This is a genomic window from Salinactinospora qingdaonensis (genome assembly GCF_039539445.1).
In the GTDB taxonomy this organism is placed as follows: Bacteria; Actinomycetota; Actinomycetes; order Streptosporangiales; family Streptosporangiaceae; genus Salinactinospora; species Salinactinospora qingdaonensis.
In genome coordinates, this window is sequence record NZ_BAABDD010000003.1 from 32,424 (window position 1) to 57,697 (window position 25,274).

Annotated in this window: 23 protein-coding genes and 1 pseudogene; 4 read left to right on the top strand and 20 right to left on the bottom strand. The window is 68.1% G+C overall.

Annotated features, from left to right (window positions below; translation table 11 throughout):
• Positions 1-37 precede the first annotated feature (37 nt).
• Positions 38-1,210, bottom strand: a complete 1,173-nt coding sequence (locus tag ABD848_RS04030; protein ID WP_344967424.1) for a mandelate racemase/muconate lactonizing enzyme family protein — start codon at positions 1,208-1,210, stop codon at positions 38-40.
• Positions 1,207-2,415, bottom strand: a complete 1,209-nt coding sequence (locus ABD848_RS04035; protein ID WP_344967426.1) for a M24 family metallopeptidase — start codon at positions 2,413-2,415, stop codon at positions 1,207-1,209. The genes ABD848_RS04030 and ABD848_RS04035 overlap by 4 nt, the downstream gene beginning before the upstream one ends.
• 72 nt (positions 2,416-2,487) lie before the next feature.
• Between ABD848_RS04035 and ABD848_RS04040 the strand changes: the two genes are divergently transcribed.
• A complete protein-coding gene (locus tag ABD848_RS04040) occupies positions 2,488-3,411 on the top strand; it encodes a LysR family transcriptional regulator (RefSeq protein ID WP_344967428.1) in 924 nt (307 codons plus the stop codon).
• Positions 3,412-4,179: 768 nt separating this feature from the next.
• On the opposite strand, the gene ABD848_RS04045 is transcribed toward ABD848_RS04040, so the two are convergent.
• The 8 genes from ABD848_RS04045 to ABD848_RS04080 form a co-directional block, all read right to left on the bottom strand.
• Complete coding sequence (locus ABD848_RS04045) at positions 4,180-4,890, bottom strand: type 1 glutamine amidotransferase (RefSeq protein ID WP_344967430.1); 711 nt, start codon at positions 4,888-4,890, stop codon at positions 4,180-4,182.
• An 11-nt stretch (positions 4,891-4,901) separates the two neighbouring features.
• On the bottom strand, positions 4,902-6,158 hold the full coding sequence (locus ABD848_RS04050) for a MurT ligase domain-containing protein (RefSeq protein ID WP_344967432.1): 1,257 nt from the start codon (positions 6,156-6,158) through the stop codon (positions 4,902-4,904).
• A 303-nt stretch (positions 6,159-6,461) separates the two neighbouring features.
• Positions 6,462-8,396 carry a hypothetical protein gene (locus ABD848_RS04055; protein ID WP_344967434.1) on the bottom strand — a complete coding sequence of 645 codons (1,935 nt, stop codon included), beginning with the start codon at positions 8,394-8,396 and terminating at the stop codon, positions 6,462-6,464.
• Between the two features lie 332 nt (positions 8,397-8,728).
• Positions 8,729-9,046: a DUF1416 domain-containing protein gene (locus ABD848_RS04060; protein ID WP_344967436.1), complete on the bottom strand. Its 318-nt coding sequence runs from the start codon at positions 9,044-9,046 to the stop codon at positions 8,729-8,731.
• Positions 9,043-9,882, bottom strand: a complete 840-nt coding sequence (locus tag ABD848_RS04065) for a sulfurtransferase (protein ID WP_344967438.1) — start codon at positions 9,880-9,882, stop codon at positions 9,043-9,045. The genes ABD848_RS04060 and ABD848_RS04065 overlap by 4 nt, the downstream gene beginning before the upstream one ends.
• A 728-nt stretch (positions 9,883-10,610) precedes the next feature.
• On the bottom strand, positions 10,611-10,934 hold the full coding sequence (locus ABD848_RS04070; protein ID WP_344967440.1) for a TlpA family protein disulfide reductase: 324 nt from the start codon (positions 10,932-10,934) through the stop codon (positions 10,611-10,613).
• A 66-nt stretch (positions 10,935-11,000) separates the two neighbouring features.
• On the bottom strand, positions 11,001-11,696 hold the full coding sequence (locus tag ABD848_RS04075) for an LmeA family phospholipid-binding protein (protein ID WP_344967442.1): 696 nt from the start codon (positions 11,694-11,696) through the stop codon (positions 11,001-11,003).
• A gap of 218 nt (positions 11,697-11,914) precedes the next feature.
• Positions 11,915-13,111, bottom strand: coding sequence for a putative quinol monooxygenase (locus ABD848_RS04080; protein ID WP_344967444.1), 1,197 nt, complete (start codon positions 13,109-13,111; stop codon positions 11,915-11,917).
• Positions 13,112-13,296: 185 nt separating this feature from the next.
• Between ABD848_RS04080 and ABD848_RS04085 the strand changes: the two genes are divergently transcribed.
• Positions 13,297-14,157: an HAD family hydrolase gene (locus tag ABD848_RS04085; protein WP_344967446.1), complete on the top strand. Its 861-nt coding sequence runs from the start codon at positions 13,297-13,299 to the stop codon at positions 14,155-14,157.
• Between the two features lie 298 nt (positions 14,158-14,455).
• Here ABD848_RS04085 and ABD848_RS04090 read toward each other — a convergent pair whose 3' ends face one another.
• From ABD848_RS04090 to hemL, 5 genes are all read right to left on the bottom strand, one after another.
• Positions 14,456-15,487 (bottom strand): NAD-dependent epimerase/dehydratase family protein, encoded by a 1,032-nt coding sequence (locus ABD848_RS04090; RefSeq protein ID WP_344967955.1) that lies wholly within the window; start codon positions 15,485-15,487, stop codon positions 14,456-14,458.
• Positions 15,488-15,565: 78 nt separating this feature from the next.
• Positions 15,566-15,664 carry a 30S ribosomal protein bS22 gene (locus tag ABD848_RS04095; protein ID WP_236538798.1) on the bottom strand — a complete coding sequence of 33 codons (99 nt, stop codon included), beginning with the start codon at positions 15,662-15,664 and terminating at the stop codon, positions 15,566-15,568.
• Between the two features lie 267 nt (positions 15,665-15,931).
• Complete coding sequence (locus ABD848_RS04100) at positions 15,932-16,567, bottom strand: histidine phosphatase family protein (RefSeq protein ID WP_344967449.1); 636 nt, start codon at positions 16,565-16,567, stop codon at positions 15,932-15,934.
• Between the two features lie 23 nt (positions 16,568-16,590).
• Complete coding sequence (locus ABD848_RS04105) at positions 16,591-17,541, bottom strand: LysR family transcriptional regulator (RefSeq protein ID WP_344967451.1); 951 nt, start codon at positions 17,539-17,541, stop codon at positions 16,591-16,593.
• A gap of 384 nt (positions 17,542-17,925) precedes the next feature.
• On the bottom strand, positions 17,926-19,227 hold the full coding sequence (hemL, locus tag ABD848_RS04110) for a glutamate-1-semialdehyde 2,1-aminomutase (RefSeq protein ID WP_344967453.1): 1,302 nt from the start codon (positions 19,225-19,227) through the stop codon (positions 17,926-17,928).
• 125 nt (positions 19,228-19,352) lie between these two features.
• On the opposite strand from hemL, the gene rraA reads away from it, so the two are divergent.
• Complete coding sequence (gene rraA, locus ABD848_RS04115) at positions 19,353-19,844, top strand: ribonuclease E activity regulator RraA (protein WP_344967455.1); 492 nt, start codon at positions 19,353-19,355, stop codon at positions 19,842-19,844.
• Between the two features lie 121 nt (positions 19,845-19,965).
• Here rraA and ABD848_RS04120 read toward each other — a convergent pair whose 3' ends face one another.
• Genes ABD848_RS04120 through ABD848_RS04130 form a run of 3 tightly spaced genes read right to left on the bottom strand, consistent with a single transcriptional unit; the run spans position 19,966 to position 22,308 of the window.
• Positions 19,966-21,084, bottom strand: coding sequence for a methyltransferase domain-containing protein (locus ABD848_RS04120; RefSeq protein WP_344967457.1), 1,119 nt, complete (start codon positions 21,082-21,084; stop codon positions 19,966-19,968).
• Entirely contained in the window at positions 21,002-22,042 is a 1,041-nt protein-coding gene (locus ABD848_RS04125) for an MvdC/MvdD family ATP grasp protein (RefSeq protein ID WP_344967459.1), read from the bottom strand. The genes ABD848_RS04120 and ABD848_RS04125 overlap by 83 nt, the downstream gene beginning before the upstream one ends.
• The gene (locus tag ABD848_RS04130; RefSeq protein ID WP_344967461.1) at positions 22,042-22,308 is read right to left on the bottom strand and encodes a hypothetical protein; all 267 of its coding nucleotides are present in this window, start codon (positions 22,306-22,308) and stop codon (positions 22,042-22,044) included. The genes ABD848_RS04125 and ABD848_RS04130 overlap by 1 nt, the downstream gene beginning before the upstream one ends.
• A gap of 214 nt (positions 22,309-22,522) precedes the next feature.
• Between ABD848_RS04130 and tgmC the strand changes: the two are divergent.
• Positions 22,523-23,665: pseudogene (gene tgmC / locus ABD848_RS04135) on the top strand (ATP-grasp peptide maturase system methyltransferase); the annotation flags it as partial.
• Positions 23,666-24,130: 465 nt separating this feature from the next.
• Here the strand turns inward: tgmC and ABD848_RS04140 are convergent.
• The gene (locus ABD848_RS04140; protein WP_344967463.1) at positions 24,131-24,328 is read right to left on the bottom strand and encodes a DUF397 domain-containing protein; all 198 of its coding nucleotides are present in this window, start codon (positions 24,326-24,328) and stop codon (positions 24,131-24,133) included.
• A gap of 10 nt (positions 24,329-24,338) precedes the next feature.
• On the bottom strand, positions 24,339-25,193 hold the full coding sequence (locus tag ABD848_RS04145; protein ID WP_344967465.1) for a helix-turn-helix domain-containing protein: 855 nt from the start codon (positions 25,191-25,193) through the stop codon (positions 24,339-24,341).
• Positions 25,194-25,274 lie beyond the last annotated feature (81 nt).

The following is a 25,274-nucleotide window of genomic DNA, read 5'->3' on the forward strand; positions in this document are numbered from 1 at the left end:
TTCGGAGTGTGCTCGTTGGCTGGGTGGCCGCCCCGCCTTAGATGCGCGGGATCGCCGGGGCTGCGCTGAGTTTGTCCTGGTCGTGGAAGGCGTAGCCGCGGGGGTCGCGTGCGTAGGCCTCGGCGTAGGTGGCCACTTTGTCGGTGTCGAGGGTGACGCCAAGACCGGGCGCTTCGGGCACCGTGAGTCCCCCGTTGCGGTAGCGGTGCGGCTCGGTGATGACGTCGTCGGCCAGCAGCGAGGCGTAGCACTGGTTGGCGTGCACGAAGTTGGGGGTGGCGGCCATAACGTGCAGGGACGCGGCTAGCGCCACACCGAGTTCGCCGAGGCTGTGCTTGACGACCGGCAGGCCGGCGGCCTCGCAGATGCCGGCCGAACGCTTGAGGTTGAGCAGCCCGCCGTCCATCTGGTTGTCGACTGAGACCGCGTCGGCCGCGCCGTGGCGGATCACCTCCAACTGGTCGAACCGGGTCCACGACGCTTCATTGGCCAACAGTGGGGTGTCGACGCGCCCCCGTACGTAGGCCATCTCGCTGAGGTTGCGGCCCGAGACGGGCTGCTCGGCGAACTCCAGGCCGTAGTCGGCCATGCTGCGCAGGGCCCGGATGGCCGTGGCCGGCGACCACGCCTCGTTGGCGTCGATGCGGATACCGGCGTCCGGGCCGGCTCCGGCGCGGACCGCGGCGACCCGCTCGACGTCCTCGGCCACGCTGGTCGAGCCGACCTTGAGGTAGAGCGTGGTGAACCCTTCCTTGACGCCTTGGCGGGCGCGCTCAGTGAGCTCGTCGAGGTCGGCTCCCGAGACGTAGTAGAAGAAGTCGACGCTGTCGCGGAAGCGCCCGCCGAACAGGGTGACCAGCGGTTGGCCGCAGACCTTGCCGATGATGTCCCAGCAGGCCATGTCCACCGCGGCGAGGGCGGGGCTGGTGTTTTTCATGTGGTGCCAGGTGCCCACGACCTCGACACGTTTGGCGACGCGCTCCACGTTAAGCGGACTCTCCCCCACGACCAGGGGTTCGATGGCCCCCAACGCGGCCAGCACCACATCGGTGGAGGGGTAGGCCGCCGCCTCGCCGATGCCGGTGAGCCCGTCGTCGGTGTCGACTTCGACGATGACGCTGACCTGGCCGCGGCGCCGGCCGAACGCCCAGATCTCGTCGGTACCGAACGGGACCGCGACCGGCGTTGCCCGGATACCGGTGATCTTCACGCTGTCGCCTCCTTTGCCTGAGTGTCGCCGACGACGGTGAACTCGCGCGAGACGTCGGTGAGCAGTTCGCAGCCGTTTTCGGTGACCGCGACCGTGTCGGACATGACGTAGCCGGTGGGTTCTTGCACCCAGGACATGGCGTGGAAGGTCATACCGGTGCGCACGACACGGTCGGTGTCGGGCCTGATGCCCAGGACCTCGCCGCCGCCGACCCAGCTCGGCGGGAACCCGATGCCCACGAGATAGCCGCAGTGGTGACGCGGCAGCGCACCGATCTGGGGGTGGACCTGGTTGACAGCCTCAGCCCAGGCCGCATAGACGGCGCTGAGAGCCACGCCGGGGCGAAGCGCGGCGGTGATGGCCCTAAGACCGGCCAGGGCGGCGTCGTGGGCGATGGTGGCCTCTGCGGGGGCGCGCTCGACGTAGAGCGTGCGACTTAACGGCGCGTGGTAGCGGCGCACGGCGGCCGACAGCTCCAAAAACAGGCCATCGCCGGCGGAGACGACCTCGTCATCCCAGGTGACGTGCTCCTGTTGCAGGATCGCGGTGGGGCGGATGAGGGGCGCGAAGCCGGGCTGCTGGCTGCCTTGGGAGATCATGGCGTGGTACACGGCAGCGGCGACCCGCGGCTGGGGGGCGCCGGGAGCGATCGTGGCGATGCCGGCGTTCATGGCACTGGTGGACAGCGCGGCGGCCCGGCGCACGTGGGTGAGTTCGGCCGCGGACTTGATCTCGCGCAGTCGCTGCGGGATGTCGCCGGCGCTCACCCACTCCAGGCCGGGCAGTTCGGCGCGCAGCCGCGCCCAGATCGCCGGGGGGAAGAACATCGCGGTGTCCTCGACTCCCACGGCCGTTCCGGACAGCGCCGTGGAGCGGATCGCCTCGGCGACGATCGTGACGGGATCTTGGCCGTCGTGGAAGGGCAGATGGCGACAGCCCGGAACACGGGCGCGGATGGTGGGGGCCTCCATGGCGCGGGTGACCAGCACCGGCTGTCCCTCGCGCGGCAGGAGCAGCAGCGAGAAGGCGAAGTAGCCCTGGTAGTCCAGACCTAGCAGATAGTAGAGGTTCTCGGGCGAGACGAGCAGGAGCGCCGCGAGATCGCGGCGCTCCATCTCGGCCCTGGTGGCCAAGAGACGCAGCTCCAGTTCTGAGGGGGCGCGGGGAGCTGCCTCCCGCGCTGCGAGGTCCACGGTCGCCGTCATGCCCCCATGGTGGCGGGAGCAACTGAATACAGTCCAGCAACGTTTTTTTCAGATGTCATTAAGCTGAACTGCATGTTTGATATGCGTCGGCTCCGGTTGCTCTACGAGTTGTCCAACCGGGAGACGGTCACGGCAGTGGCCGAGAAGTTCGCCATGAGCCCGTCGGGAGTGTCGCAGCAGCTCGCTCAGCTCCAGCGGGAGGCCAGGGTGACGCTGTTCGTGCGCGAGGGGCGGCGACTGCGCATCACCGATGCGGGCAGGCTGCTGGTGTCCCACACCGAGCGGCTGCTCACCGGCTTGGAGGAGGCTGAATCCGAATTGGCCGAGCTCGTGGGCTCGGTGACGGGACCAGTGCGGCTGTCGGCCTTTCCCACGGTGGCGCGATCGGTGGTGCCTGAGGCCGTGGCGCGGTGCCGGCACCGCCACCCTGATCTGCGGATCGTGATGGACGAGCGCGAAGCTCCCGAGAGCATGGTGGCGCTGCGGGGCCACGACACCGACCTGGCCCTGGTCTACGAGTACGACATGCTGCCGCCCTTTGACACCTCCGGGATCACGCTCACCCGTCTGGTGGCCGAGTCGCTGGTGGTGGCGCTCCCGCCAGATCACCGGGTGGGCGAAGAGCCGATCGAACTCGCCTCGCTGGCCGAGGAGCCCTGGATCAGCGCCTACAGCGACACCTCCGGCCGGGCGGCGCTGGATCAGGCGTGCGCAGCGGCGGAGTTCGCGCCTCGGGTGGACTACGCCAGCAACGACTACACCGTGATCATCGCTTTGGTGCGGGCGGGCCTGGGCGTGGCGCTGGTGCCGGAGATGGCGTTGGAGCCCGGTGACACCGACATCGTGGTCCGCCGGCTGGCCGGTGACCCGGTGACCCGCTCCATCTCGCTGGCCGCGCGCACGGGCACCCTGCGCAACCCGGCCCTGCGCGCCATTTCGGCGAGCCTGGCCGCTGTGGCGCGCGAACGGCTGGGCCGGAACGTACGCCACCCCTGAGGCCGCGCTCGGCGGCCTTCACGAGCGGGGCGCCGCCACGGGAAAACCGCTCCAGCGCCCAGAAGCGGCGCACTCCCCGAGGCGGAGTGGCCCGCCCCGCCAACCACCGCCTCCGCGCAAAGAGCACACGGGCGGGCCCCGGACGATCGTGTACACGCCGAGACCGTCCCCGTGCGCGGGCAGCACAGCGACATCCCGGGGACCGTCTTTCCGCCCAGGCGGGCCTGGGACGCCGTGTGGGTCGGGGCTGAGGAGGGCGCGTGATTGTTTCCCATCACTCGCGCCTCGATCGCTGCGCGATCTCGGCAGCCCCGGAGGCGGGCTGCCCCATGGAGTGCTCGCCGCAACCTGACACCCACCCCCCGGGAAGCCACCCCTCCACCCCTGGGCAGCATGCCTAAAATGCTCGCCGCAACCTGGTGTTGCGTCCGGGGAAGGGACCCATGGTCGTATCCCGGGCTGTAGCGGTGTTTACTCACCCCGGGGGCCGCCTGGGTCGTTTGCGGCCACACCCCAGCCACCGCGCCCCTTTTAGGCTGCCGAGATCGCGAAGCGATCGAGGCACGAGCGACCGACGTCACCCTCCCCAGCCCGCTCGCCGACAAACACAGCGGCGCCCCGCTGAGCCGACCCGCCCGATCCAGGACCGCTCCACAACTGTGAGGCGTCCCCGGAAGCGGGCGGGAGCGACACGGGCGGCGCTGGCGAACCACCGGGACAGGCCACGGTGGCCGCGCCAGGCACCGCGGGCGTGCCGAGCGGGGCGGACTACATCACGGCGGCCAGCCGCTCCTCGTGGAGCTTCTCCCCCCACGAGGGCTGTAGGGGAGCGATCTCGCCCACGCACAGCCGCAGCACCAGATCGGCGAGGCCCGGGTTGCGCGGGAGCGCCGGACCGTGCAGGTAGGTGCCCAGCACGTGCCCCTGGTAGGCGCCCTCGGTCTGGTTGTCGTTGCCGATACCGATGACCGTGCGCGACAGCGGCCGGGCGCTCGGGCCGATGGTGGTGCGGCCTTGGTGGTTTTCGAACCCGGTGATCCGGCCGCCGCCCAGTTCGGGAACGATGTCGGCGACGATCTCGCCGACGGCTCGGGTCTCGCCACGCCCGCTGTGGATGTCGAGGATGCCCACGCCCGGCAGCGGGTTGTCATCGTCGTCGCCGTAGGACTCGCCGATGATCTGGTAGCCGGCGCACACGGCGAGGACCGTCGCCCCCCGCTCGACCGCGCGCTTGAGACCGCCGTCGGAGCGTAGCCGCTCGGCCGCGAGGATCTGAGGACGGTCCTCTCCCCCGCCGAGAAGGTAGACGTCGCCTTCGACCGGCACCGGATCGCTGGAGTGGACGTGGCTGATCTCGGTGTCGATCCCCCGCAGCCGGGCGCGCCGGCTGAGGATCAAAGCGTTGCCTTGGTCGCCATAGGTGCTGAGGAGGTCGGGGTAGATCCACACGATCCGCAGCGTGCTGCTGGTGTCGCTCATGAGTGCCCCTCCTACTGGACGCGGCCGTAGGCCGTACGGATCTGCTGGAAAGCGGTGTAGTTGGCGATCACGTCGACCTTGGTGATGTCGGGCTGTTCGGCCTTGAGCCGCGCGACGACCTCGTCGACGCGCGTGGCCACCTCGAAGGCGACTTCGTCGGTCTCCAGGCGCAGCGCCAAGTCGGTGCGGCGCTCGCCCATGATGAACACGCGGCGGTCGCGCAGCACCGTGTAGTCGACGTCCCACAACCAGGAGGTGTCCTTGCCGTCGGGAATCTGGGCGTTGACCGAGAGAATGACCGGAACCCGCGGCGGGTCGAGCACAGCGAACGACTCCAGCCAGCCGGCGGGGTTCTTGGCCAGCAGCAGCCGTACCTCGACCCCGTTGGTGACGATGGAGGTGTAGCGGCCGGCCACCGACTGGATCTGGCGCAGCCGCGGCAGCGCCTGATCCGGACGGATGCCATAGGCCGCGGCGGTGGCCATCGCGATCGCCGCGTTGGCGCGGTTGGCGTCACCGGGCAGGTTCAATTGCAGGTGGAGCCGCTGGCCATCGGGGGCGGTGACCACATCGACGCTGTTGTCGACCTCCCACGTGGCTTCGGGGCGACGCAGGCCGCACTCGGGGCACTCCCAGTGCGGTTCGGGTTCGCGCTTGAGGTGGCCGCCGCATTCGGGACAGCACCAGGAGTCCTCCTTCCACCGCTGTCCCGCCGAGACCCATGTGGCGTGGTGGGCCCCCAGTCCCGCCCAGGCCACCAGCGGGTCGTCGGCGTTGGCGATGACGCGCGTGTCCGTCTTGGCCAGTGCCTCGCGCCATTTCTTGGCGAGCAGGTTGATTTCGGAGGCGCGGTCCATCTGGTCGCGGCTGAGGTTCAGCAGGACCACGAACTCGGCTTGGCTCTGCTGCAACACGAGCGGCAGGTACTTCTCGTCGACCTCCAAGACGCCGAACCGCGCCTCGGGGCTGTTGGACAGGGCTGTGATATGCCCAGTGGGCATGTTCGCGCCGTGCTCGTTGGTGGCGACGTCACCGAGCTCGCGCAGAGCCGACGCGATCAGCCGGGTCGTGGTGGTCTTGCCGTTGGTTGCGCTGACCAAGGTGAGGCGCTTGTCACGCGCCAACTGGGTCAGCAGGTCCGGCTCGACCTTGAGCGCGATCCGACCGCCGATGACCGAGCCGTCGCCGCGGCCGGTCGCGCGGGACAGTGTCGCCGCGCCTTTGCCCAGTGCGGCGGCAAACTGGGCACGCAAGGGAAGTTCGCTCATGGTCCCCACTTCGCTGGAAATCGAAACGGCGCCCGGAACGGGGGTCCGGGCCTCCGGGAAAGGAGCTGTGACCTCGTCCATCCGACCGCTGCGGCTGACTGCCCAGCCGTAGCCGCGTGCGTCCAAGCCTATTGCTCGTCACGGGGCTTCGACACGCTCAGCCACGCGGGCGGGCTCAGAGCACGGGGCGATCGGATGGCGCCGCGGCCCTGTAGCGCGCTGTATCCGCAGCATCCTGCCATGTCGCAGTGTGTTTCGCAGCCATGCGTAGCGGGGACGGGCAACGCCGGCCAATGACGGGTGTCACGCCCGTTGCCGCGAGGAACGCCAGTCCCACTGTTCGGGAGGCGGCCCCAGATTGGGCGGGAGATCGGCGGCATCGGCGGGGGCCTGCTCGGCCAGCCGCTGCGGATTCTGATCGTCGACGGTGGCGAGGGTGGCCGTGCTCAAGGTCAGGATGCCGGGGTTGACGTCGGCGAGGACGGCCTCGGCCCCGCTTCCCACAATCGCGGCCGTGGTGGGCAGGTCGCGCAGGCTGGTGAGATCGATCCGCAGATCACGGACGTGCGCACCCTCAGTCTCGGCGGGGTCGTCGATGTCGGCGGCCTGTGCGGTGGCGCGTCCCCACACGGTCGCGGCCTTGATGTGGCGCACCAGGTCGAGCGGTGCGATGGCACGCTTTCCGGGGCGGGCGGGCAAGCCCGTGGTGACGCTCTCGGCGGGATCGGTGGTGTAGCCGTCGGACAGCGAGTCGGTCAGCGCCTCCCCGATGACCTCGGTGAGCCGATGCAGCCGCAGGGGTCCTGCCTCACGCAACAGCTCCATTGCCCGCTCCGCCGAGGCGAGGTCGGGCTGGCGCATCACCACCGGCACGCAGTTGTCGGCGCCGAGCCAACTGGCGATGTCGTCGTTGGTCTCGCGGAAGGTGAGCACCACGCCGGCGCCGGCCCGCGTCGCCGACTGCACCAGCAGCCGGACGTCGATGTCGGGCAGCGCGTCGGCGCCACAGACGACGATCGTGTGCTCCCAGGGGCGCGCCCCGCCGCGTTGGGCGCGGCGGTCGAGGAGGGTCCCCAGTGCCTCCAAGGCGTAGACGCCGTAGGCGCGGTGCGCGTACTCTCCCGAGCCCCGGTCGGCGGCGATGATCTTGATCTGGGCGTAGGGCTCGTCCTCAGCGCGGGCGCCCAACCCCTCGAAGGGACTCAGGTGTTCCTGGATGTTCCAGGCGCGCTCGCGCCACTCGGGAGCTGCCGTGCAACGCTCCACGAGCTGACTGCTCTGCTCGTCGGTGAGCTCGCCCAGCACCGGGTCGGTGCCGGCGTCGGGAGGCTCGCCGGTGGCCAGGGCGCGCAGCGCGGTGGTGAGCACCGCCATAGAGCAGTCGGTGTCCAGAATCTCCAGCGCCTCGGTGAGGATGACTTCATCGGTGTCGAGATCGGCTTCGGGGTCGAGGGCGAAGACCACAGCGGCCAGTACTCCGGCACGCTCGTGGGGGGCCAACCCCATCCCCAGGTTGACGCGCGGCAGGTCGGCCGGCAGGACCCATACGCGGGGGTCGACCCCGCAGCGCCGAGCCAGCGCCGCCAGGTCGCCGGCCGCGGCCCGACCGGAGAGGTCCACGACGGTGAGGTCGCCGCCGTCGCGCAGCCGCGCGGCGCCGACCGTGGCCAGCAGCGCCGACCAACTGGCTTCAGTGCCTCCGGTGACGACGACGGCTTCGGCCGAGGCGGGCACCGTCACGCCGTACCAGCGGGGCTGGGCCTCGAATGCCCGTTTTCGGGCCTGCCACTCGGTGTGCAGTTTGGCGTGCTCTTCCTGGCGCTGCCGCAGCCCCTCTTCCTTTTCGCGCTGTTCGCGTTCAAGGCGTTCGCGTTGCTGCGCCAGCCGGGTGCGCAGCGTACGCCGGTCTTGCGACAGCGAGATGAGGACCGGAACGGCCACGACGATACAGCCGAGGTAGCCCACGACGGAGAAGACCCACGGCAGGGCGGTGAGCACGTGCATGATGGCGAAACCGCTGAGGACCAGGATCAGGACGGTCAGCACGAACAGCAGCGGCCGATTGCTCTCGGCCTCGGCACGGCGCTGGGCGTCCAGCCAGTCGGGTTCCAGATCGGTCCGTTCCTCGGGGGTGGGCCGGCGGGGGGCCGGGCCGGGGTCGGCAACCACGAGTTCGTGTCGCCACCCGAGATAGGTCGTTCGCGACTGCTTGCCTGCCTCCTCTGGCGCCTGCGCCACCGTGAAGCACCTCCTGCCCGGCGGTCGAGGGGAGCCGGGCCAAGAACCCGCACGATACGTGGGCATGTTGCCAGGAGGTAGCTGAGTTGTCACGGCCTGCCGGAAAATGGTCGACAGGTCGCGGCTCGTGAGAACGGCCGCAATCGGCCTGTCGTGTGGCGTCCGTGCCCAATGTCGGTGCCCGCGCGACCGCTCGTCGCGGGCGCGGGGGTGGCCGAAGCCGGCCAGGGAAAGTGGCCCCACTAAGGGCGGTCCCCACACAACAGGCGGTGGCCGCGGGAGCGGGCTCCCGCGGCCACCGGTGCCAGTGTCGTCCCGAAGCGGGCCGGTCGCTAGGCGGCGACCTTGAGTTCGACGATCTTGCCGGTTTCGGCAGTCACGGTGTACTCCTCACGGAACCCTTGGGAGGCGAGGACGCGCACCTTCCAGTCGCCGTCTGCGGCGAAGAAGCGGAAGGTTCCCTCGTCGCCCGTGGCGACCTCCCCGACGAACTCGTCGGAGGCGCTGAGCAGCCGAGCGTAGGCGCCGCTGAGCGGTTGACCGTCGCGGGTCACCACACCCTGGATGACCGCCTGGTCACCGGCCTTCTCGTCGGCGAGAGCGACACCGCCCACCGGGGCTCCGCAGCCGTCGTTGCTTCCCTGACTCACTTGGCCTCCCCAAGCTCAACCGGCACGCCCACGAGCGAGCCGTATTCGGTCCACGAACCGTCGTAGTTCTTGACGTTGTCCAGCCCCAGCAGCTCGTGCAGAGCGAACCACGTGTGGGAGGAACGCTCGCCGATGCGGCAGTAGGCGATGATGTCCTTGTTCAGGTCGACACCGGCCTCGGTGTAGAGCTCGCGCAGCTCCTCGTCGGACTTGAACGTGCCGTCCTCGTTGGCCGCCTTGGACCAGGGGATGTTGCACGCGGTGGGAACGTGACCGGGGCGCTGGGCGGTCTCCTGCGGCAGGTGGGCGGGGGCGAGCAGCTTACCCACGAACTCGTCAGGCGAACGCACGTCGACCAAGTCCTTCTTGCCGATGGCGTCGACGACCTCGTCGCGGAAGGCACGGATGGTGTGGTCCTGCTCGGAGGCGGTGTAGTCGGTCTTGGGGCGCTGGGGCACCTCCTCGACCAACTCGCGGGAGTCCAGCTCCCACTTCTTGCGACCGCCGTCGAGCAGCTTGACCTGGTCGTGGCCGTAAAGCTTGAAATACCAGTAGGCGTAGGCGGCGAACCAGTTGTTGTTGCCGCCGTAGAGCACCACGGTGTCGTCGTTGGAGATGCCACGCTCAGACAGCAGCTTCTCGAAGCCGGTCTTGTCGACGAAGTCACGCCGGACCGGGTCCTGCAAGTCGTGTTTCCAGTCGATCTTGACCGCGTTGCGGATGTGGCCCCGGTCGTAGGCGGCCGTGTCCTCATCGACCTCGACGAGGACGACGTTGGGATCGTCCAGGTGAGCCTCCACCCAGTCGGCGTCCACCAGGACGTCGGAGCGGCTCATAAGGGTCCTCCTTGATGTGTGGTCGTGTTGTAGGTGCTACGGGTGTCCCCGCCGCCCAGCGGCCCGGCGAGCCGGGTCGGGGCGCCGAAAGGTCTCCTTGCCGATCGCGGCACGGGCCACGTCCGAAACCGGCGCGGAACCCGGTTGCGAGCGCTGCCGCGGCGACGGCGTTACCTCTCGCCCCGAACCGCGGCGGGCAAGCCGGAGCCGTTCCGGGGGCCGGCCGCACCAGCCGGGCCGGGCACGCGGGGCGCTGGGCATGGCTGGCGTGACCGTTGCCGCTACAGGGAGCGGCGCCGGAGTGGACGGGTGATGCCGGACCGGCGGGGCTTGTGACGGGTCACCGATGACCGAGGGGGAAGTGGCAGCGAGGGAACGCTGGCAGCGTTGCCGGCACTGGCCTCGGTGGGCGATCTGCATCGTGGGCTTCCCAGCGGCGCGAGACGGTCGGAAAAACTGCAAGCGGCGCGGCGACGAGCGTGACTGTGCTACACGGGGCGACGCGGCCCCCTGACGCTCCGCTCTACTGAGAAGCGTGACAGAGCGCGGTGGCGACGTGGCAGAAATCCACGGCGCGTCGCTTGGTCAGCAACGCCTCTGTCAGGAAAGTCACGGTGATGATGTTAAGGGTTTGCTGCGCTGATGTCACGAGTGCGCTGCTTCACATCGCGTCGTAGCAGGCCACGACGGCACCAGGCAGCCACTTGACAAGACAGAATATCCACATTTCAAGACGGTGTCACGGCACGGCCGAGTGCCGCGATCACGTCGGCCTTGCGTGGCTGGCCGCTGGCACGGGTGGTGATCCGCCCTTGGGCATCGAGGACCAGCACAGTCGGCGTCCGCTCGACCTCAAGTCTGCGCACCAGGCCGAGGTGGGACTCGGCGTCGATCTCGACATGGCCGATCCCTTCGACCATCGCGGCGACCTCGGTGAGGACCCGCCGGGTGGCGCGGCAGGGCTGACAGAAGGCCGAGGAGAATTGCACGAGCGTGGCCCGCTCCCCGAGCGCACCGCCGATGTCGGCGGCGGTCAACGATTCTTCGACCATCGGGTACCTCCACTTCTCGGCCACCTCGGCCGGGCGTGAGTGGCGGAGCGACGCTGCCGGCCGAACCTACTTCTGTGCCTCCAAATCGCCCACCACCGAGACGTCACTGGCGTTTCCGGTCAGTTGCACCCCGTTGGGCAGCGCTTCGATGTCGGTGATGCGCAGCCCGAACGGCAGCGGCGGGATCTCGAACGACAGGGTCAGCCGGTCCTGGGCCGAGCCGAGGTCGATGGGGGCGTCGCCGGCTTCAAGGTTAGAGGGGGACACGTGGACGATGCCGCTCTCGTCGACGGAGACGTCAAGGTCGCTCTCGACGGGCGCGCTGAACTGGCCCATGGCGAGGTCACCGGTGATGCGAGGCGTGCCGTTCTCCGTCTCGATGACGATGCCCTCGGGCAGGCGCTTCTGCAACTCGCTGTAGGGCAGCAACACGCTGGCATCGACCGAGTTCGCCGTAACCTTGGGGCGCGTCATGAGATCACCGATGGGAGCGTCGACCTCGCGCAGGGTGGCGTCGACACGCTCCAGTTGCACCTCCTGGATGGTGAGTGCGCCTGTGACGACACGAATCCGTTGGTACTCCCCGGAGAACGCCTGGTTCAGGAAGGGGAAGCCGGCGATGGTCACCTCTGGTTCGGCTGCCATCTCGTAGCGGCCACTGATGCGCTTGGCGATCTCGTTCTGGGCGGCGTAATGCAGTCCACGGTCGGCCGCGACGACCACGGCCAGCACGAAGATGAGGAAGACGACTAGCTTGCGCATCGGGTTTCCAGGACACTCCACGTCGGTTCTGGCGAGGCTGACGGGGGCAGTACGGACGATCAGTGGTGAGCATCGCGCCCCGAGGGGCACCGGCGGGACGCCTTGCCCCGAAACCCCTAGAAGGTTACTTCAAACATCCACTTTCACCGGTTTTCCACCCATTTTCCCAGCGAACTCTGAGAAAAGCAGAGTGACCAGCACCAACGTGACCGAGCGCTTCAGCGGGGCATCAGCATGTCCACGAGGTTATCGGTCGCCGACGCACCGGCGAGGGAAAGTTCGATGACATTGGTGGCCACCACGTGCCGTGCCCGCTCGCGGGCGAAGTCGGCCACGTGGGGCTGCTGTTCGTGTTCCTCGTAGGCCAACTGATCGCGGTAGATGGCGTAGATGATGCGTTGGAGGGGAGCGCTGGGCACCGTGTGGCAGGCGAAGAGCAGCGTGTCGGGTTCGTAGCGCGCCACCTTGTCGACGAACTTCTCGGCGCAGTCGTCGAACACCTCGCCGTGGCCGTCGGCCAGCGTGTAGATCGTGATGATCCCGTAAAGCCGCGAGAGCCGCGACGAGACCGCCGGCTCCTCATGGGGCCCGGGTTCGCGGCGCCTGCGTCGCACGTCCTCCTCCGGTGGTTCAAAACGATCGTCGCCGTGGTCGGAGGGCTCGGGCTCGTCGTCGTAGTCGTCTTCGTCGTCATAACCGGGCTCGTCGTAGTCGTCCCCGCGTCGCCCGCCGCGCGAGCGGCGTCGACGTCGATCCCGCGACGGGGTGGCGGCGATCGAGACGGCGCTCCAGACAGCGGCCACGGCGCCCACCAGCATGAGCTGGCCCAACACACCGAGACCGAAACGGCTCACCGTGATCTCCAAAACGGCAGCCAGAATGGTGAGCCCCACGACCGTGAGTTGGTGCCGCGACACCTGCGGATACTCCCGCCATCCTCGCAGCGCCACGATGAGGCATGCGAACAGCACGACGGCGACGAACAGGTGCGTCAGACCGAGCACCGTCATAGGGATGACGTCGTAGTGGTCCCCGGCGGCGGGGTAGCTGTTCTCGTAACTGCCTCGAAGCCGGTCCATGAGGAGGATCACCAGCGGGACGACCGCGAGGGTGATGGTGACGAGCCGTACCCCGAACCGGACCCGCGGCGAGGTGACCACGTACTCCACCGCGGCCCACCCCAGCAGGAGCGGCCCGAACAGACCCACCCCCAGGTGGAAGACGCGGAAGGTCACCCCGGAGAAGTCCAGCAGGGCACCGGGGAACGCCGCACTGAGCGCGACCGTCACCGCCAGGACTGCGGCGGCCCACCCCCACATGTACGACTGCGGACCCCGATAGCAACGGGCGGCCAGCGCCGCTGTGGCACTCCAGGCCACGAGCGCGCAGACGAATGCAAGTCCTACCTCGACCATCCCGCTAATGATGCTGCACTTTGAAGGTCAACGCGCACACAGGGGCTGTACACCTCCCTCGTTACGGGCCGATCGCGCTGCATCTCACACCATCACACGCTTTAGGGTGTGAATTAACTCACTCGACAGTTTGCACTTTAGCTGAGTGTGCTGGACGGAGTTCGCCGGGGCCGTAGGCTCAAAGCATGTGGCGCCAACCCTGGCACAGCGACCCCGGCCGCTCTTCTCGCGCCGGCGAAGCGGCGACCGTATCCGCCAAGCTCAATCGCCCCGAGACAGCCGCAACCACAGCCGCCTTCTTCGACGTCGACAACACGCTCATGCGTGGCGCGTCGATCTACCATTTCGCCCGTGGACTCGCGGGTCGCGACCTGTTCACCACACGTGACCTCGCGCGCTTCGCCTGGGGGCAGGTGGTGTTCCGAGTCAGTGGCAGCGAACAGCGCAGCCATATCAACTCCGCGCGTGAGGCCGCCCTGGCGTTCGTCGCCGGCCACAAGGTCGACGAGCTGGTGCGGTTGTGCGAACAGGTCTATGACGAGACTATGGCCGACCGCCTCTGGGAGGGCACGCGCCTGCTTATCGAACAGCACATCGCCGCCGGGCAGCGGGTATGGCTGGTCACCACCACCCCTGTGGAACTGGCCGACATCATCAAACGGCGGCTTGGCCTCACCGGCGCGCTGGGCACCGTCGCCGAGTCGGTCGACGGCGTCTACACCGGCCGCCTCGTCGGCGACCTGCTCCACGGCCCCGCCAAAGCCGCCGCCGTGCGTGCCCTGGCCGAACGCGAAGGGCTGGACCTCTCGCGCTGCACCGCCTACAGCGACTCCCACAACGACCTGCCGCTGCTGTCGATCGTGGGTTATCCCAACGCCGTGAACCCTGACGATGACCTCTACGCCTACGCCGCCGGGCACGGCTGGCCGATACACGAGTTCCGCAGGCACCGCAAAGCGATGCGCATCGGTGTTCGCGCTGCCGTATTCAGCGCGGTCGCCGGAGGAGTCGCGGTGAAGGTGGCGCGGCGCCGCCAGCGCTCCTAGGTTGCTGTTTTTTGAAAAGGTCGGCGCGGGCGGGGGCGCACGTGGGTGCCTCTGCTGTCGCCCCCGCGGGCTGCCGAGATCGCGCAGCGATCGAGGCACGAGCGGACGACGAACCCCCACGCGCCCCACACCCCAACCGTCCGAAAAACAACAACCCAGCGGCGTAACTGCGCTTACCAACGCCAGGCCACCTCGGGTCGCGGGGAAACGAACCGACACGGGCGACGGACACCCGGGACACCTACGGCCACCGGTGCCGCACGAACCGTGACAAGCCGCGGGGACGGCGAGGAGAGGATCAGCGGCTTACCGCGGCCCGGACCCGGTGCGTCATATTCCCGATGAACCGCGCCGGCGCCGTGCCTTTGTAGCGCTGCTCGGCCACATAGGAGTCGAACGCCTCTTGGGAGGTGTAACTGGGGCGCCAGCCAAGAGCGCGCTCCAGTTTGCTGGAGTCGAGAACCCGGCCATAGCACAGCGTCCGGAGCCGCTCGGGCGAATAGCCGAATCCGGCGCCCGGCGTCAGGCTGTTGAGCACCCGTAGTCCGTGCTCGGGCACCGGCATCTCCGGCCTGCCAGCCCTGCGCAGGCACTGGGACAACGGCATCGCTCCGGGGGCCGCGACGTTGAAGACACCGCCCTGCCCGTCGGTAGACAGTGCCATGCGCCGGATGACCTCCACCGCGTCATCCTCGTGGATGAACTGCATCCGCGGATCGTGGCCCAAGACCGTGGGGACGATCGCGCGCTCCAGATAGCGCGTCAACGGGGTCTCTGCGGCGGGCCCGATAAAGTTGGCGAAGCGCAGCACGGCAACCGCGATGTCAGAGCGGCGCCGGCGCAACTGCCGCGCGTGGCGCTCCACCTCGATGGCGTCGTCGGCGTGGCTGGAACCGTAGCGGCCCCGCGACCCCTGCGCGACCGAATCCTCAGTGTGAAGGTCGCAGTCGCGCGAAGAGGCTCCGTAGACCGCGGCGGTGGAGCGTAGGACGATCCGGCTGACCGCTGTCGAACGCTGGCACGCGGCGAGAACCTGCATGGCGCCCAGGATGTTGTTCTCCTTCGCCGCCCCGGCGGACTCGCCCGCCCCTTCCGGATGCGCGACCAGGTTGAGGTGCAGCACTGTATCGGCGCCGGAGTCACGGATCACCGTGCCCACTGTGTCGTCACTGGGGTCGACGTGGACGAACTCCACGCCGGGCAGCGCGTAGCGGGACGGGCGGGAATCCACACCGATCACCCGTTCAACGCCCGAGGCGCTGCGCATAACGTTCGCGGCCCGGGCTCCGAGGTATCGGGAGACACCGGTGACGAGTACGACGCGGGCCATAATGGACACGCCTCCTCGACGAGGGATACGTGGCAGAAGGGAAACGGGGCCGCGGAGCGGCGGTGACGAGAGCGGCTACTACTTCTTGTTGCGACGCTGGACGCGCGTCCTCTTCAGCAGTTTGCGGTGCTTCTTCTTGGCCATGCGCTTGCGGCGCTTCTTGACGACCGAACCCATAGGACCACCTCTCGCGGACGAACGGACGAAACATGACGGCACGCCCGCGTCGCAGCGAGAGGCGAGCGAGACCATGCCGCTAGGGAGGACGTGGCGGCAGGCCACCGAAATGCAGCGCCGCACGACACAACGAACCACCACGCCAAAAGGCGCAGTACCTAACGAACTAGCGTACCCGGCAACCACGACCGGCACGCACGCCCGGCCACCACCGACGCTCGGCGAACCGGTCGTTGGCCGGCCGACGGGAGGCGCCAGGGTCGGGGGTCAGGCTCCCGGGACGCCGCGCCCAGAGGTGTAGAGCTCCGCGGCGGGTTCAGCGTAGGAGACGCTGAGCAGCCGGTAGTCCTCAAAGGTCAGACTAGTCACACTGGCCAGATCACATTGCCGCCGGTCAGGACGGTGCCACAGCCGTTGCCCCTCGGCGGCGCGGCGGGCCATCCAGATGGGGAGCTGATGGCTGACGCACACGGCCTGCCGCCCCCACGCCTGCCTACGGGCCGCTTTGATGACGTCGACCATGCGGGCCACGATCGTGGTGTAAGGCTCGCCCCACGAGGGTTGGAAGGGGTTGTACAGCCGCCGCCACGTCCGAGGATCGGCCATGGAACGGGACTTGAACGACCTGCCTTGGAAGCTGTTGCCTGCCTCGATGAGGCGATCGTCGGTCCATATGGGCAGGCTGAACGTTTCCGCCACCGGCTCAGCGGTCTCCTGGGCGCGCTCCAAGGGGGAGGAGTAGAGGGCGACGACGTCGCGGCCGGCGAGCCACTTGGCGGTGATCTCGGCCATCTGGCGGCCCCGCTCGCTGAGATGGAAATCGGGTAGGCGGCCGTAGAGAATCCCCGCAGGATTGTGTACCTCGCCGTGACGCAGCAGGTGAACGACGGTAGTCGTGGACATCTACGGGACCGTTTCCCTTCCGTTCATTTCGCGCTGCCGGGGTTGGACAGCGGAGCGCATGCCGCCTGCATTGCCTCCACCGTATCGACCGCGCGGCGCAGGGCCGCCACCACGGCTTGCACGGCGGGGCGTCTCGTGGCCTCACTCCGCCACACCACGTACAGGTGGCGCGCCAAACCGGGACGTACGGGAAGAGTGACCACACCAGGGTGGGGCGCCCCCTGCCCCAGCCGCGGCAGGAGGGCGATGCCGAACCCGGCCGCGACGAGCGTGAGCTGAGTCGGATACTCCGAAGCGTAGTGCGCGACCCGGGGTTCCACCCCGCCGTGGCGCAGCGAGTCGACGAGCCAGGTGTGGCAGATGTCGCCGGGGGGCGAGCCGATCCAGCGCTCCTCGGCCAACTCCGCCAGGGCCAGCCATGGGCGTCCCACGAGGGGGTGCTCCGCGGGCAGGACGATCTCGGCGGGGTCGTCGAGCAGGTGCAGCTCCTCCAGCCCGTCGGGGATGGGCAACGGGGAGTTGCGCCAGCCTTGCACCATGGCCAGATCGAACTCGCCTCGCTGCACATGCGGCAGGGCCACCCGAGGATCGCGCTCGAAAAGCTGGACGTCGAGTTGGGGGTAGCGTTCGGCCAGGTCGCGCAGGACATGGGGCAACAGCCCGCGGAGGGCGGTGGCGAAGGCGGCGACGCGGAGGTGACCGATGACCCGGCCACGCTGGGCCTCCAAATCCGCTTCCGCCTCCGCCACCAGGGTGAGGATGCGGTCGGCGTGGTTGACGAGCAACTGTCCGGCGTCGGTGAGCCGGACCCCGCGCCCGCTGCGCTCCAGCAACTGAGAAGACGTCTCGCGTTCCAGCTTGGCGATCTGTTGGGAGACGGCTGAGGTGGTGATGCCAAGGATCTCGGCCGCAGCACTCACCGAACCGTATTCGGCTATGGCATTGAGTGCGCGCAACCGATCGAGATCGAGCATGGGGACATACTAGAGATTAGTTCAACCTTAAATGGCAAACGTAAACCTCGGTTACGGACATTCTCCCTCACGAAGAGCTCCCCCCATACCCGGACGCCAAGAAGATCGGGGCGCTAGGTTCTGTTTTTTGGACAGGGGCGAGGACAGGCCGTGGACGCAAACCGGCGAGCCCCCGCAGGCTACCGAGATCGCACAGCGATCGAGGTACGAGCGGACGACGAACACCCCCACAGCCACCACCCCAGCCATCCCAGAATCCAGGCCCCTGCGGGGACGTGAGAGGGACTGGGCCCGGCGCGGGCGGGGCGGCCGGATCGCCGCGGCGGGTGAGCGCCGGGCGATTCTCGGCGCCCAGCATCACCTGGCGACGATTCTCGTGGCGCTCTACTGCGCCTGAGCTGCCGCACGCGCCGCCTTGGGCAGCGCCCCGAGGACCCGCTCGACGGCGGCGGCGTCGTGAGCCGCCGAGAAGAACCACGCCTCGAACGCGGCGGCCGGAAGGTAGATTCCCTGCTCCAGCATCGCGTGGAAGAAGGCCGCGAATTGTGCGGTGTTTTGGGCCTTGGCCCCCGCGAAATCGGTCACCTCGGCGTCGGTGAAGAAGATCGTGAAGAGACTGCCGCCGTGTTGGACGCGGTGCGCCACCCCGGCTGCCGACAGTTCCTCGCTCGCGGCCCGCGATACCTGCGCGGCGACACTGTCGATACGGGCGTAGACCTCCGGTGTCGCGTTGCGCAGCGTGGCCAGCCCCGCAGCCGTGGCCAGCGGGTTCCCCGAAAGCGTGCCCGCCTGGTACACCGGCCCCGCCGGGGTCAGCAACTCCATGAGGTCGGCGCGCCCGCCGAACGCCGCCGCCGGCAGCCCGCCGCCCATGACCTTGCCGAAGGTCACCAGGTCGGCGGCTACCCCGTCGACGCCGAACCAGCCCGAGGAGGTCACGCGGAAACCGGTCAGCACCTCGTCGAGCACGAGCAGCGCACCGTGGGCAGCGGCGATCTCCTTGAGGCGGGCGTTGAAGCCGTCCTTGGGCGGCACCACGCCCATGTTGGCCGGGCACGCCTCGGCGATCACGCAGGCGATCCCGTCCTCGCCGTCACCGGCCTCGGCGAAGGCGGCGGTCACGGCGTCGATGTCGTTGTAGGGCAGCACGATGGTGTCGGCGGCGCTGGCTCCGGTGACCCCGGGCGAGTCGGGCAGGCCGAACGTCGCCACCCCGGAGCCGGCCGAGGCGAGCAGCGCGTCGACGTGACCGTGGTAGTTGCCCGCGAACTTGATGACCTTGCGCCGACCGGTGGCCGCGCGGGCGACCCGGATAGCCGACATGGTGGCCTCGGTGCCGGAGTTGACCAGTCGCACCTTCTCGACCGCGGTTCGGGAGACGATCTCCTCGGCCAACTCCACCTCGCCCGGTGTGGGCGCGCCGTAGGAGGTGCCTTTGGCCGCAGCCGCACCAACGGCCTCGGCCACCGCCGGGTGGTTGTGCCCCAGGATCAACGGGCCCCACGAGCAGACGAGGTCGACGTAGGTGTTGCCGTCGGCGTCGGTGAGGTAGGGCCCCTCCCCCGCGACCATGAACGGCGGGGTGCCCCCCACGGCGCCGAACGCTCGGACGGGGGAGTTCACCCCGCCGGGAATGACAGCGCTACCGCGCTGGAACAGCTCATGCGAAGTCTGATTGGTACCCACACACCCAGTGTGGCAGTCACCGGCCGCCGGGCACGCCCCACCGGCCCCCGTGACTGCCGCGGCCTCAGGGACCGCTACCGTGTTCGCCCAACGGTGCTATCGGCAGGCGAGAGAGGGAGAGCCGTATGGCCGACGATAGGGCGACCGCTGATCTGATCGACGCCTACGGCGACACGATCGCGAGCTGCCAGACGCAGTTGCGGTCGTTCGGCGCCCGAGACGCCTTCCACGGGCCGATCTCCACCGTCTGGTGCCGCGCCGACAACGGCCTGGTCAAGAGCCGCCTCAACGAACCCGGCGCGGGGCACGTCCTCGTCGTGGACGGCGGCGCCTCGCTGCGTTCGGCGCTGATGGGGGACATGATCGCCGCAGCGGCGGTACAAAACGGCTGGGCCGGCGTCGTCATCAACGGCGCGGTACGCGACGTGGCCGCGCTCGCGCAACTGCCGCTGGGGATCAAGGCCCTCGGCTCCAACCCGCGCAAGTCCGCCAAAGCGGGCGAAGGCGCGGTCGACGTCCCGGTCTCCTTCGGCGATGCCCTCTTCACGCCGGGGGCGTGGCTCTACAGCGACGAGGACGGCATCGTCATCAGCCCCGAGCCGCTGGCCGCCCCATAGCCGGCCAGGGTGCCCCTCTTTCCGTACAGCCTCCCGGTCACGGCTGTGGCCGGCATTGACTTCCGCCCCTTCCGAGACCGGTCAACCGGGGGCACGGCCAGGTCAGACACTCCCGAGACGCTCAATCGGGGAGCACCGGCTGCTGTGGGGTGTCCACCCACAACCTCTGTTGCCCGTCCGGGATGACGGTGAGGCGGAAGCGGTCGATGTCGGGCCGGCCGTGGCTGTGCCACCACTCCCAAGCGGCTTCCACCTCGCTCCACAGGTCGCGGGGGCCGGCAATGTGCACCTTGCCGGGCTGCTCAGGGGCGCTGGCCCACGAGCCGTCAGGGACGGATACCAGCGTCTCGTCGGCGTGCGAGATGGTGATCTGGGGAACGCGGCTCCAGAGGGCGAAGGCCAGGCCGGGCTCGTGCAGGACGGCCCCGCCCACCGGGCTGGAGCGGGGTGTGGCGTCGCGCAGGTCGCGGGTGTGCAGTCCAAAGTCGAGGGTGGGAGCGTGCAGGCTGTGTCGGGCGGCCATGAACCCGCCGGAGTCGGGATGGGCGAAGTCGCCGGTAGCGCTGCCGTCGGCGTTCACCGTCAGGCGGGCGATGCGTCCGATACTTGGGTTGGCCACCGAGCGCACATCGGCCAGGATCACGCCGCCGGGCCGGGTCTGGGCCACCCACGTCTGGGGGATGCGCTCGACGGCGTGGGTGGCGATCACCCGGTCGTAGGGGGCGCCGTCGGGCCAGCCCGTCATGCCGTCGGCGGTGACCACGGTGGGGTGCAAGCCGAGGGTGGCCAGACGCCGGCGCGCGGCTTCCACCAACTCGGGGTCGAGGTCGAGGCTGACGACGTGCTCGCCGCCCAGTCGAACGGCCAGCAGGGCGGTGTTGTAGCCGGTGCCGGTGCCGATCTCCAGTACCCGCATGCCCGGGGCGACGTCCAATGCTTCGAGCATGGACAGCATGAGCGAGGGGCGGGTGCTGGAGGAGGTGGCTACCCACACCCCCGGATAGTCGGGGTGCTGCTGGAGGCGAGTGGCGAGCGCGTCATCGGCGTAGACCCCCGCCGGCCACTCAGGTGAGGCGGAGGTGATCCGCTGCGGTTCCCCCGTACTGCGGTCCCAGTACTCGGGCACGAACACATGGCGGGGCGTGGCCGCGAACACCTCATGCCAGGGCGTGTGGTCCGCAGCGATGCGCGCGGCGAGCCCGCGGGCCAGGGGGCGCCACCGCTGTTCGGGAACGGTCATCGCCCATCTCCGACGCATATATATCGGCGACCAGCGCGGCCACCGGCGCCCCGGTCTCCTCTTCCAGCCAGGCCCATCGCCCGCCCGGATTGATCTCGTAGTACCACGTGGTGCCCTCCTGCCCCACGGCAAGATCGACGACGCCCATGCTCAACCCCAGCGCGGCCAGCAGGCGCTGGAGCCGATGGATCACATCGGCGGCCAGCGTGGTCCTGGCGTAATGCAGACGGTCGTAGCATGCGCGGTAATCCAACGGGCGACTGCTGTCGCGTGTGGTGATCTCCACGGCCTCGCAGCCGGTGGCGGTCGCCAGCGCGCGCACGTCGCGCGCGGCGGTGATGCGCTGCTGAAAGTGGTGCATCGTGGTGGCCACGCGCGCGTCGATGTCGGCGGAGGCCACAGTGCTGGTATAGAGCAGTTTCACTTGCCCCTGTTCAGAGACGACCTTGTGTATCAGCGCCTTGGAGACGGCCCCATTGGGCTGGTGGTCGATGAAGGCTGCGGCTGGTTGCGGGGCGTTACCCAGCCACGTCGCCGGCACGCTCATACCTGCACGGGCAGCCGCAGCGAGTTCGAGGGGCTTGTACTCGGCATCAGCGGCCCGGCCCGGCGAAGCGGGCGCCCACCGCACCGGCAGGGAGGCGAGAATCCCGCCAATCCCGAAGCGGGCCTCGGCCACAGCGAAACGGCGCTCGGGTTCGCTCATCACCGGCAGCTCGAACGGCGAAGGCTGACGATAGTAGACGGCACCGATGCTGGCCAGATCAATTGTGGCCGCAGGAGTGACGATGCGACCGTGCCAGCCGTCAAGGCCCAGTTCGGCATCGACACTGACTTGGGTGGGAAACCAGGCCGTATCCAGCCACGCCACTGACCGGTTCCGCGCCTTCAGCACCTGACCGCCCCGCATCGCTTCGCCGTCATCGAGAGGCGCTAACAGCAGCGTTGTCTCGGACATCAATCAGTGCTGGTTTGGGCGATCTGGTCGGTTTCGAGTTTCCCATCGTTTTGATACTGCGTTTTTTTCTTCTCCGCCCGGTTTTCCGTGGGTTTCTCATGTTTGCCAGCAAGTTCCACCGGCAGGGGAACTACAGCACGGTCCATTCCCCAGGGCCGGTGCTCGGTAGGTTCGGCTGTCGAGACCGGCACCTGTCGTCCGGGCAGTCCGGTCGAGAAGCGATCACGGGCAGAAACAAGAGCATGGCCCATCGCGGGGCCTTTCACTGGGGGGTACTTAGAAAATAACCCTTCGTATTTAATCTGTCATCGAGATTGGCCCACTGCGGCCACCTCGCCTGTCCCCACAACTCTCATCCGCAAAATCTGACCGCCGAAATCGCCGAATCGTTCGCCCACGCACTGGCTGCTCCGGGAGCCGCCCATGACCGCCGATGCTGAACAACTCCGCCCCTGCTTGGTAGAATAGCTCCACGAGAATGGCCATCTTAGTGACCTAGCGTGGCGGAAAGCCTTCGAGATCGTTCCCCGCCATATCTTCGTTCCTGGGTTCTACCTGCGGTGCGAGTCGTCCGCTGTCGGCGCGTCCGGACTCCCTGTGTGGGAACCGGTCACCGAGACGATCGACCGGAATCGGTGGTTGGCCGCCGCCTACAGCGATGACACGCTGATCACCCAGCTCGACGAGATCGAGGAGGACTGGGCGGCGCCCAAAGTTCGCCACGGTGGCCTCTTCACCTCCTCCTCCACGCTGCCGTCTCTGGTAGCCACCATGTGGCACGACGCCGACATCCACGACGGGCACCGGATCTTGGAGATCGGCACCGGAACGGGCTACTCCACAGCTCTGGCCTGCGAACGCCTTGGTTCGGAGCACGTAACCTCTGTGGAGGTGGACGGGGCTCGTCTGGCGCAGGCACACCAAGGGTTTACCGCCTGCGGGTATGCTCCCCGAATCGCCGAGGCAGACGGCACGTGCGGGTACTGGCCCAGTGCTCCCTACGACCGCGTCGTTCTGGCGTGCTCCATGCGCTATATCCCCGCTGCCCTGCTGGGCCAGGTGTCCCCAGGCGGCAAGATTCTGGCACCACTGTCAGGATGGATGGAAGGCAGCGCCCGGGCACTGCTGACGGTCGACGATGACGGCAGTGCCGAGGGAGCCCTATTACCCGGCACGATCTCGTTCATGCTGGCGCGCCCCCACACCCCGCCCCGCTTCGGCAACCCCAAACACTGGGCAGCTATGGTCGACGACGCCCCGCCACGAAAAGCTCGGCATGCGCCAGAGCGCATCAAGGGCGCAACAAAAGACACGTTCTTCACTCAGTTCCTCGCCCAGTGCGCGATCCCTACCGCGCAGCGGGCAACCCTCGACGGTGTACTCCACCTCGTCGACACAGTGAACGGCTCTGTTGCCCTGGTCGAGCCCGATGCCGGGGGATGGCGGGTGCGCCAAGCCGGATCAGTCGCGTTGTGGGATCGCGTCGAAAACATACTAGACGCCTACGACTCCGCCGGGCAGCCGGATCAGACAGCATTTCACCTGCGCGTCACCAGCACGGGACAGTACCTGGAGCATCCAGACATGCCGACACTGACAGTGACACCAAGCCACCGAGGTTGACCACCTCTGGTCTAGGTTCTGTTTTTTGGAAGGTCGGTACGGACGGAATGAGTGAGCGCGTCCGCTGTCGCCCCCAGGCTGCCGAGATCGCGAAGCGATCGAGGCACGAGCGAACGAAGCTCCCCACCCCACACCCCAGCCGTCCGAAAAACAGAACCTAGGACAAGCAACGAAACCACGGTGTCACGCAGCTACCCGCCGGCTACCAGGCCCAGCCGATGCTATGAGTCGACATACCGAACCAGGTACTTCGACCAGAGTGATCGATCTCTCCCAGCACTCCAGAGACAGGTACGCAGACGGCCGTGTCTGGCCAGGCATCACGGCGCGAGATCGCCTGCGGGGAGGCGCTTGCGGTCTCGCGGGTGGTCGCTGTGGCGCGGTACGATTTGTGCGGGATGCTTGTGGTAAAGCACGTTGAAGGCCCCGGTGGTTCGTCCGCCGGGGCCTTCTTCGTAGATACCGCTACAGCCGGTTGGCCTTGAGTTCATCGAGGAACGCGCGCCACTCGTCGGCCGCGAACGTCAGGTGCCCGAGCTCCGGGTTCTTCGAGTCGCGCAGAGCGGCGCCGGTGGGCAGCTCGGCGACCTCTACGCAGTTCTCGCCTTTGGCAGAGCTGTAGCCGGATTTGCGGAATGTCAGGTGGGATGTCGTGGCACGCATCGTTCAGGTCCTATTCAAGAGTCTCTAGGCGACGGCGCATCCACGCTTGAGACTCCTCTACCGACAGCGCGGATGCGTGAACATGGTCGTACACCGTCTCGTAATGCTCCAAGTCACGTCCTTCCTCATAGAAGAGCGATGATCCGGATTGGTCGAGGTAGACGATCGACGGATCTGCCGGGAAGTCGAGGATCACGAAGCTGCCGTCCATCGCCATGTGCGGCCCCACTGAGTCGGGTAGGACCTGGATGCGCAGGGATTGCCGCTGAACGTCGATCAGGTGCCGGAGCTGGCCAGTCGCAACATCAGCGGGGATCTTGCGAAACGCGCTTTCGTCGATGACTGCCCATAGTCGCGGCGCGTCAGCGCGATGAAGAATGTGTTGGCGCATCATGCGGACTTCGACGCGGCGATCTACCTCTTCCTCAGAGGTGACACCGCCGGCGCGGATGACCGCCCGGGCGTAGTCCTCAGTCTGGAGCAGTCCGGGCAAATGGAGCACCTCGTAGGTGCGAATTCTGGTCACTTCCGTCTCCAAGTCGACGTACGTGCCAGCTCCGACCACGTCCTTGTAGCCCACCCACCAGCCGGACTGTGACGCCTCTCGTGCCAGCTTGCGATAGCCCTCTCGCTGAAGGCGGTCCTCAACGCCGTACACATCAAGCAGCGTCTGTATGTCCACATCGCGAATCCTCAAGATCTTCCGGTTTTCAATCCTGGTGATCTTGGCTTCGAACCATGGACGGTCTGGGCTGAGGTCTTTCGCGCGGGTGGCGGCCTGCTTGGCTGTAAGGCCAGCCTCTTCGCGCATGCGCAGCAACTCCCGAGCGAGACGACGGCGACGCAGGGTCGGGCTGGCGGCCAACTGAGCGTTCCTCGCTGTACGGCGACTCTGGCCAGTCGATCCTACGCTCCGTGACGATTTTCCAGACATTCAGCGCATCCC

Bases quoted from the DNA above. Each gene is read 5' to 3' on its own strand.
- ABD848_RS04035 (WP_344967426.1), bottom strand. From the start codon at position 2,415: ATGACGGCGACCGTGGACCTCGCAGCGCGGGAGGCAGCTCCCCGCGCC.
- ABD848_RS04040 (WP_344967428.1), top strand. From the start codon at position 2,488: ATGTTTGATATGCGTCGGCTCCGGTTGCTCTACGAGTTGTCCAACCGG.
- ABD848_RS04045 (WP_344967430.1), bottom strand. From the start codon at position 4,890: ATGAGCGACACCAGCAGCACGCTGCGGATCGTGTGGATCTACCCCGAC.
- ABD848_RS04050 (WP_344967432.1), bottom strand. From the start codon at position 6,158: ATGAGCGAACTTCCCTTGCGTGCCCAGTTTGCCGCCGCACTGGGCAAA.
- ABD848_RS04065 (WP_344967438.1), bottom strand. From the start codon at position 9,882: ATGAGCCGCTCCGACGTCCTGGTGGACGCCGACTGGGTGGAGGCTCAC.
- ABD848_RS04070 (WP_344967440.1), bottom strand. From the start codon at position 10,934: ATGGTCGAAGAATCGTTGACCGCCGCCGACATCGGCGGTGCGCTCGGG.
- ABD848_RS04075 (WP_344967442.1), bottom strand. From the start codon at position 11,696: ATGCGCAAGCTAGTCGTCTTCCTCATCTTCGTGCTGGCCGTGGTCGTC.
- ABD848_RS04080 (WP_344967444.1), bottom strand. From the start codon at position 13,111: ATGGTCGAGGTAGGACTTGCATTCGTCTGCGCGCTCGTGGCCTGGAGT.
- ABD848_RS04085 (WP_344967446.1), top strand. From the start codon at position 13,297: ATGTGGCGCCAACCCTGGCACAGCGACCCCGGCCGCTCTTCTCGCGCC.
- ABD848_RS04090 (WP_344967955.1), bottom strand. From the start codon at position 15,487: ATGGCCCGCGTCGTACTCGTCACCGGTGTCTCCCGATACCTCGGAGCC.
- ABD848_RS04095 (WP_236538798.1), bottom strand. From the start codon at position 15,664: ATGGGTTCGGTCGTCAAGAAGCGCCGCAAGCGCATGGCCAAGAAGAAG.
- ABD848_RS04100 (WP_344967449.1), bottom strand. From the start codon at position 16,567: ATGTCCACGACTACCGTCGTTCACCTGCTGCGTCACGGCGAGGTACAC.
- ABD848_RS04105 (WP_344967451.1), bottom strand. From the start codon at position 17,541: ATGCTCGATCTCGATCGGTTGCGCGCACTCAATGCCATAGCCGAATAC.
- rraA (WP_344967455.1), top strand. From the start codon at position 19,353: ATGGCCGACGATAGGGCGACCGCTGATCTGATCGACGCCTACGGCGAC.
- ABD848_RS04120 (WP_344967457.1), bottom strand. From the start codon at position 21,084: ATGACCGTTCCCGAACAGCGGTGGCGCCCCCTGGCCCGCGGGCTCGCC.
- ABD848_RS04125 (WP_344967459.1), bottom strand. From the start codon at position 22,042: ATGTCCGAGACAACGCTGCTGTTAGCGCCTCTCGATGACGGCGAAGCG.
- ABD848_RS04140 (WP_344967463.1), bottom strand. From the start codon at position 24,328: ATGCGTGCCACGACATCCCACCTGACATTCCGCAAATCCGGCTACAGC.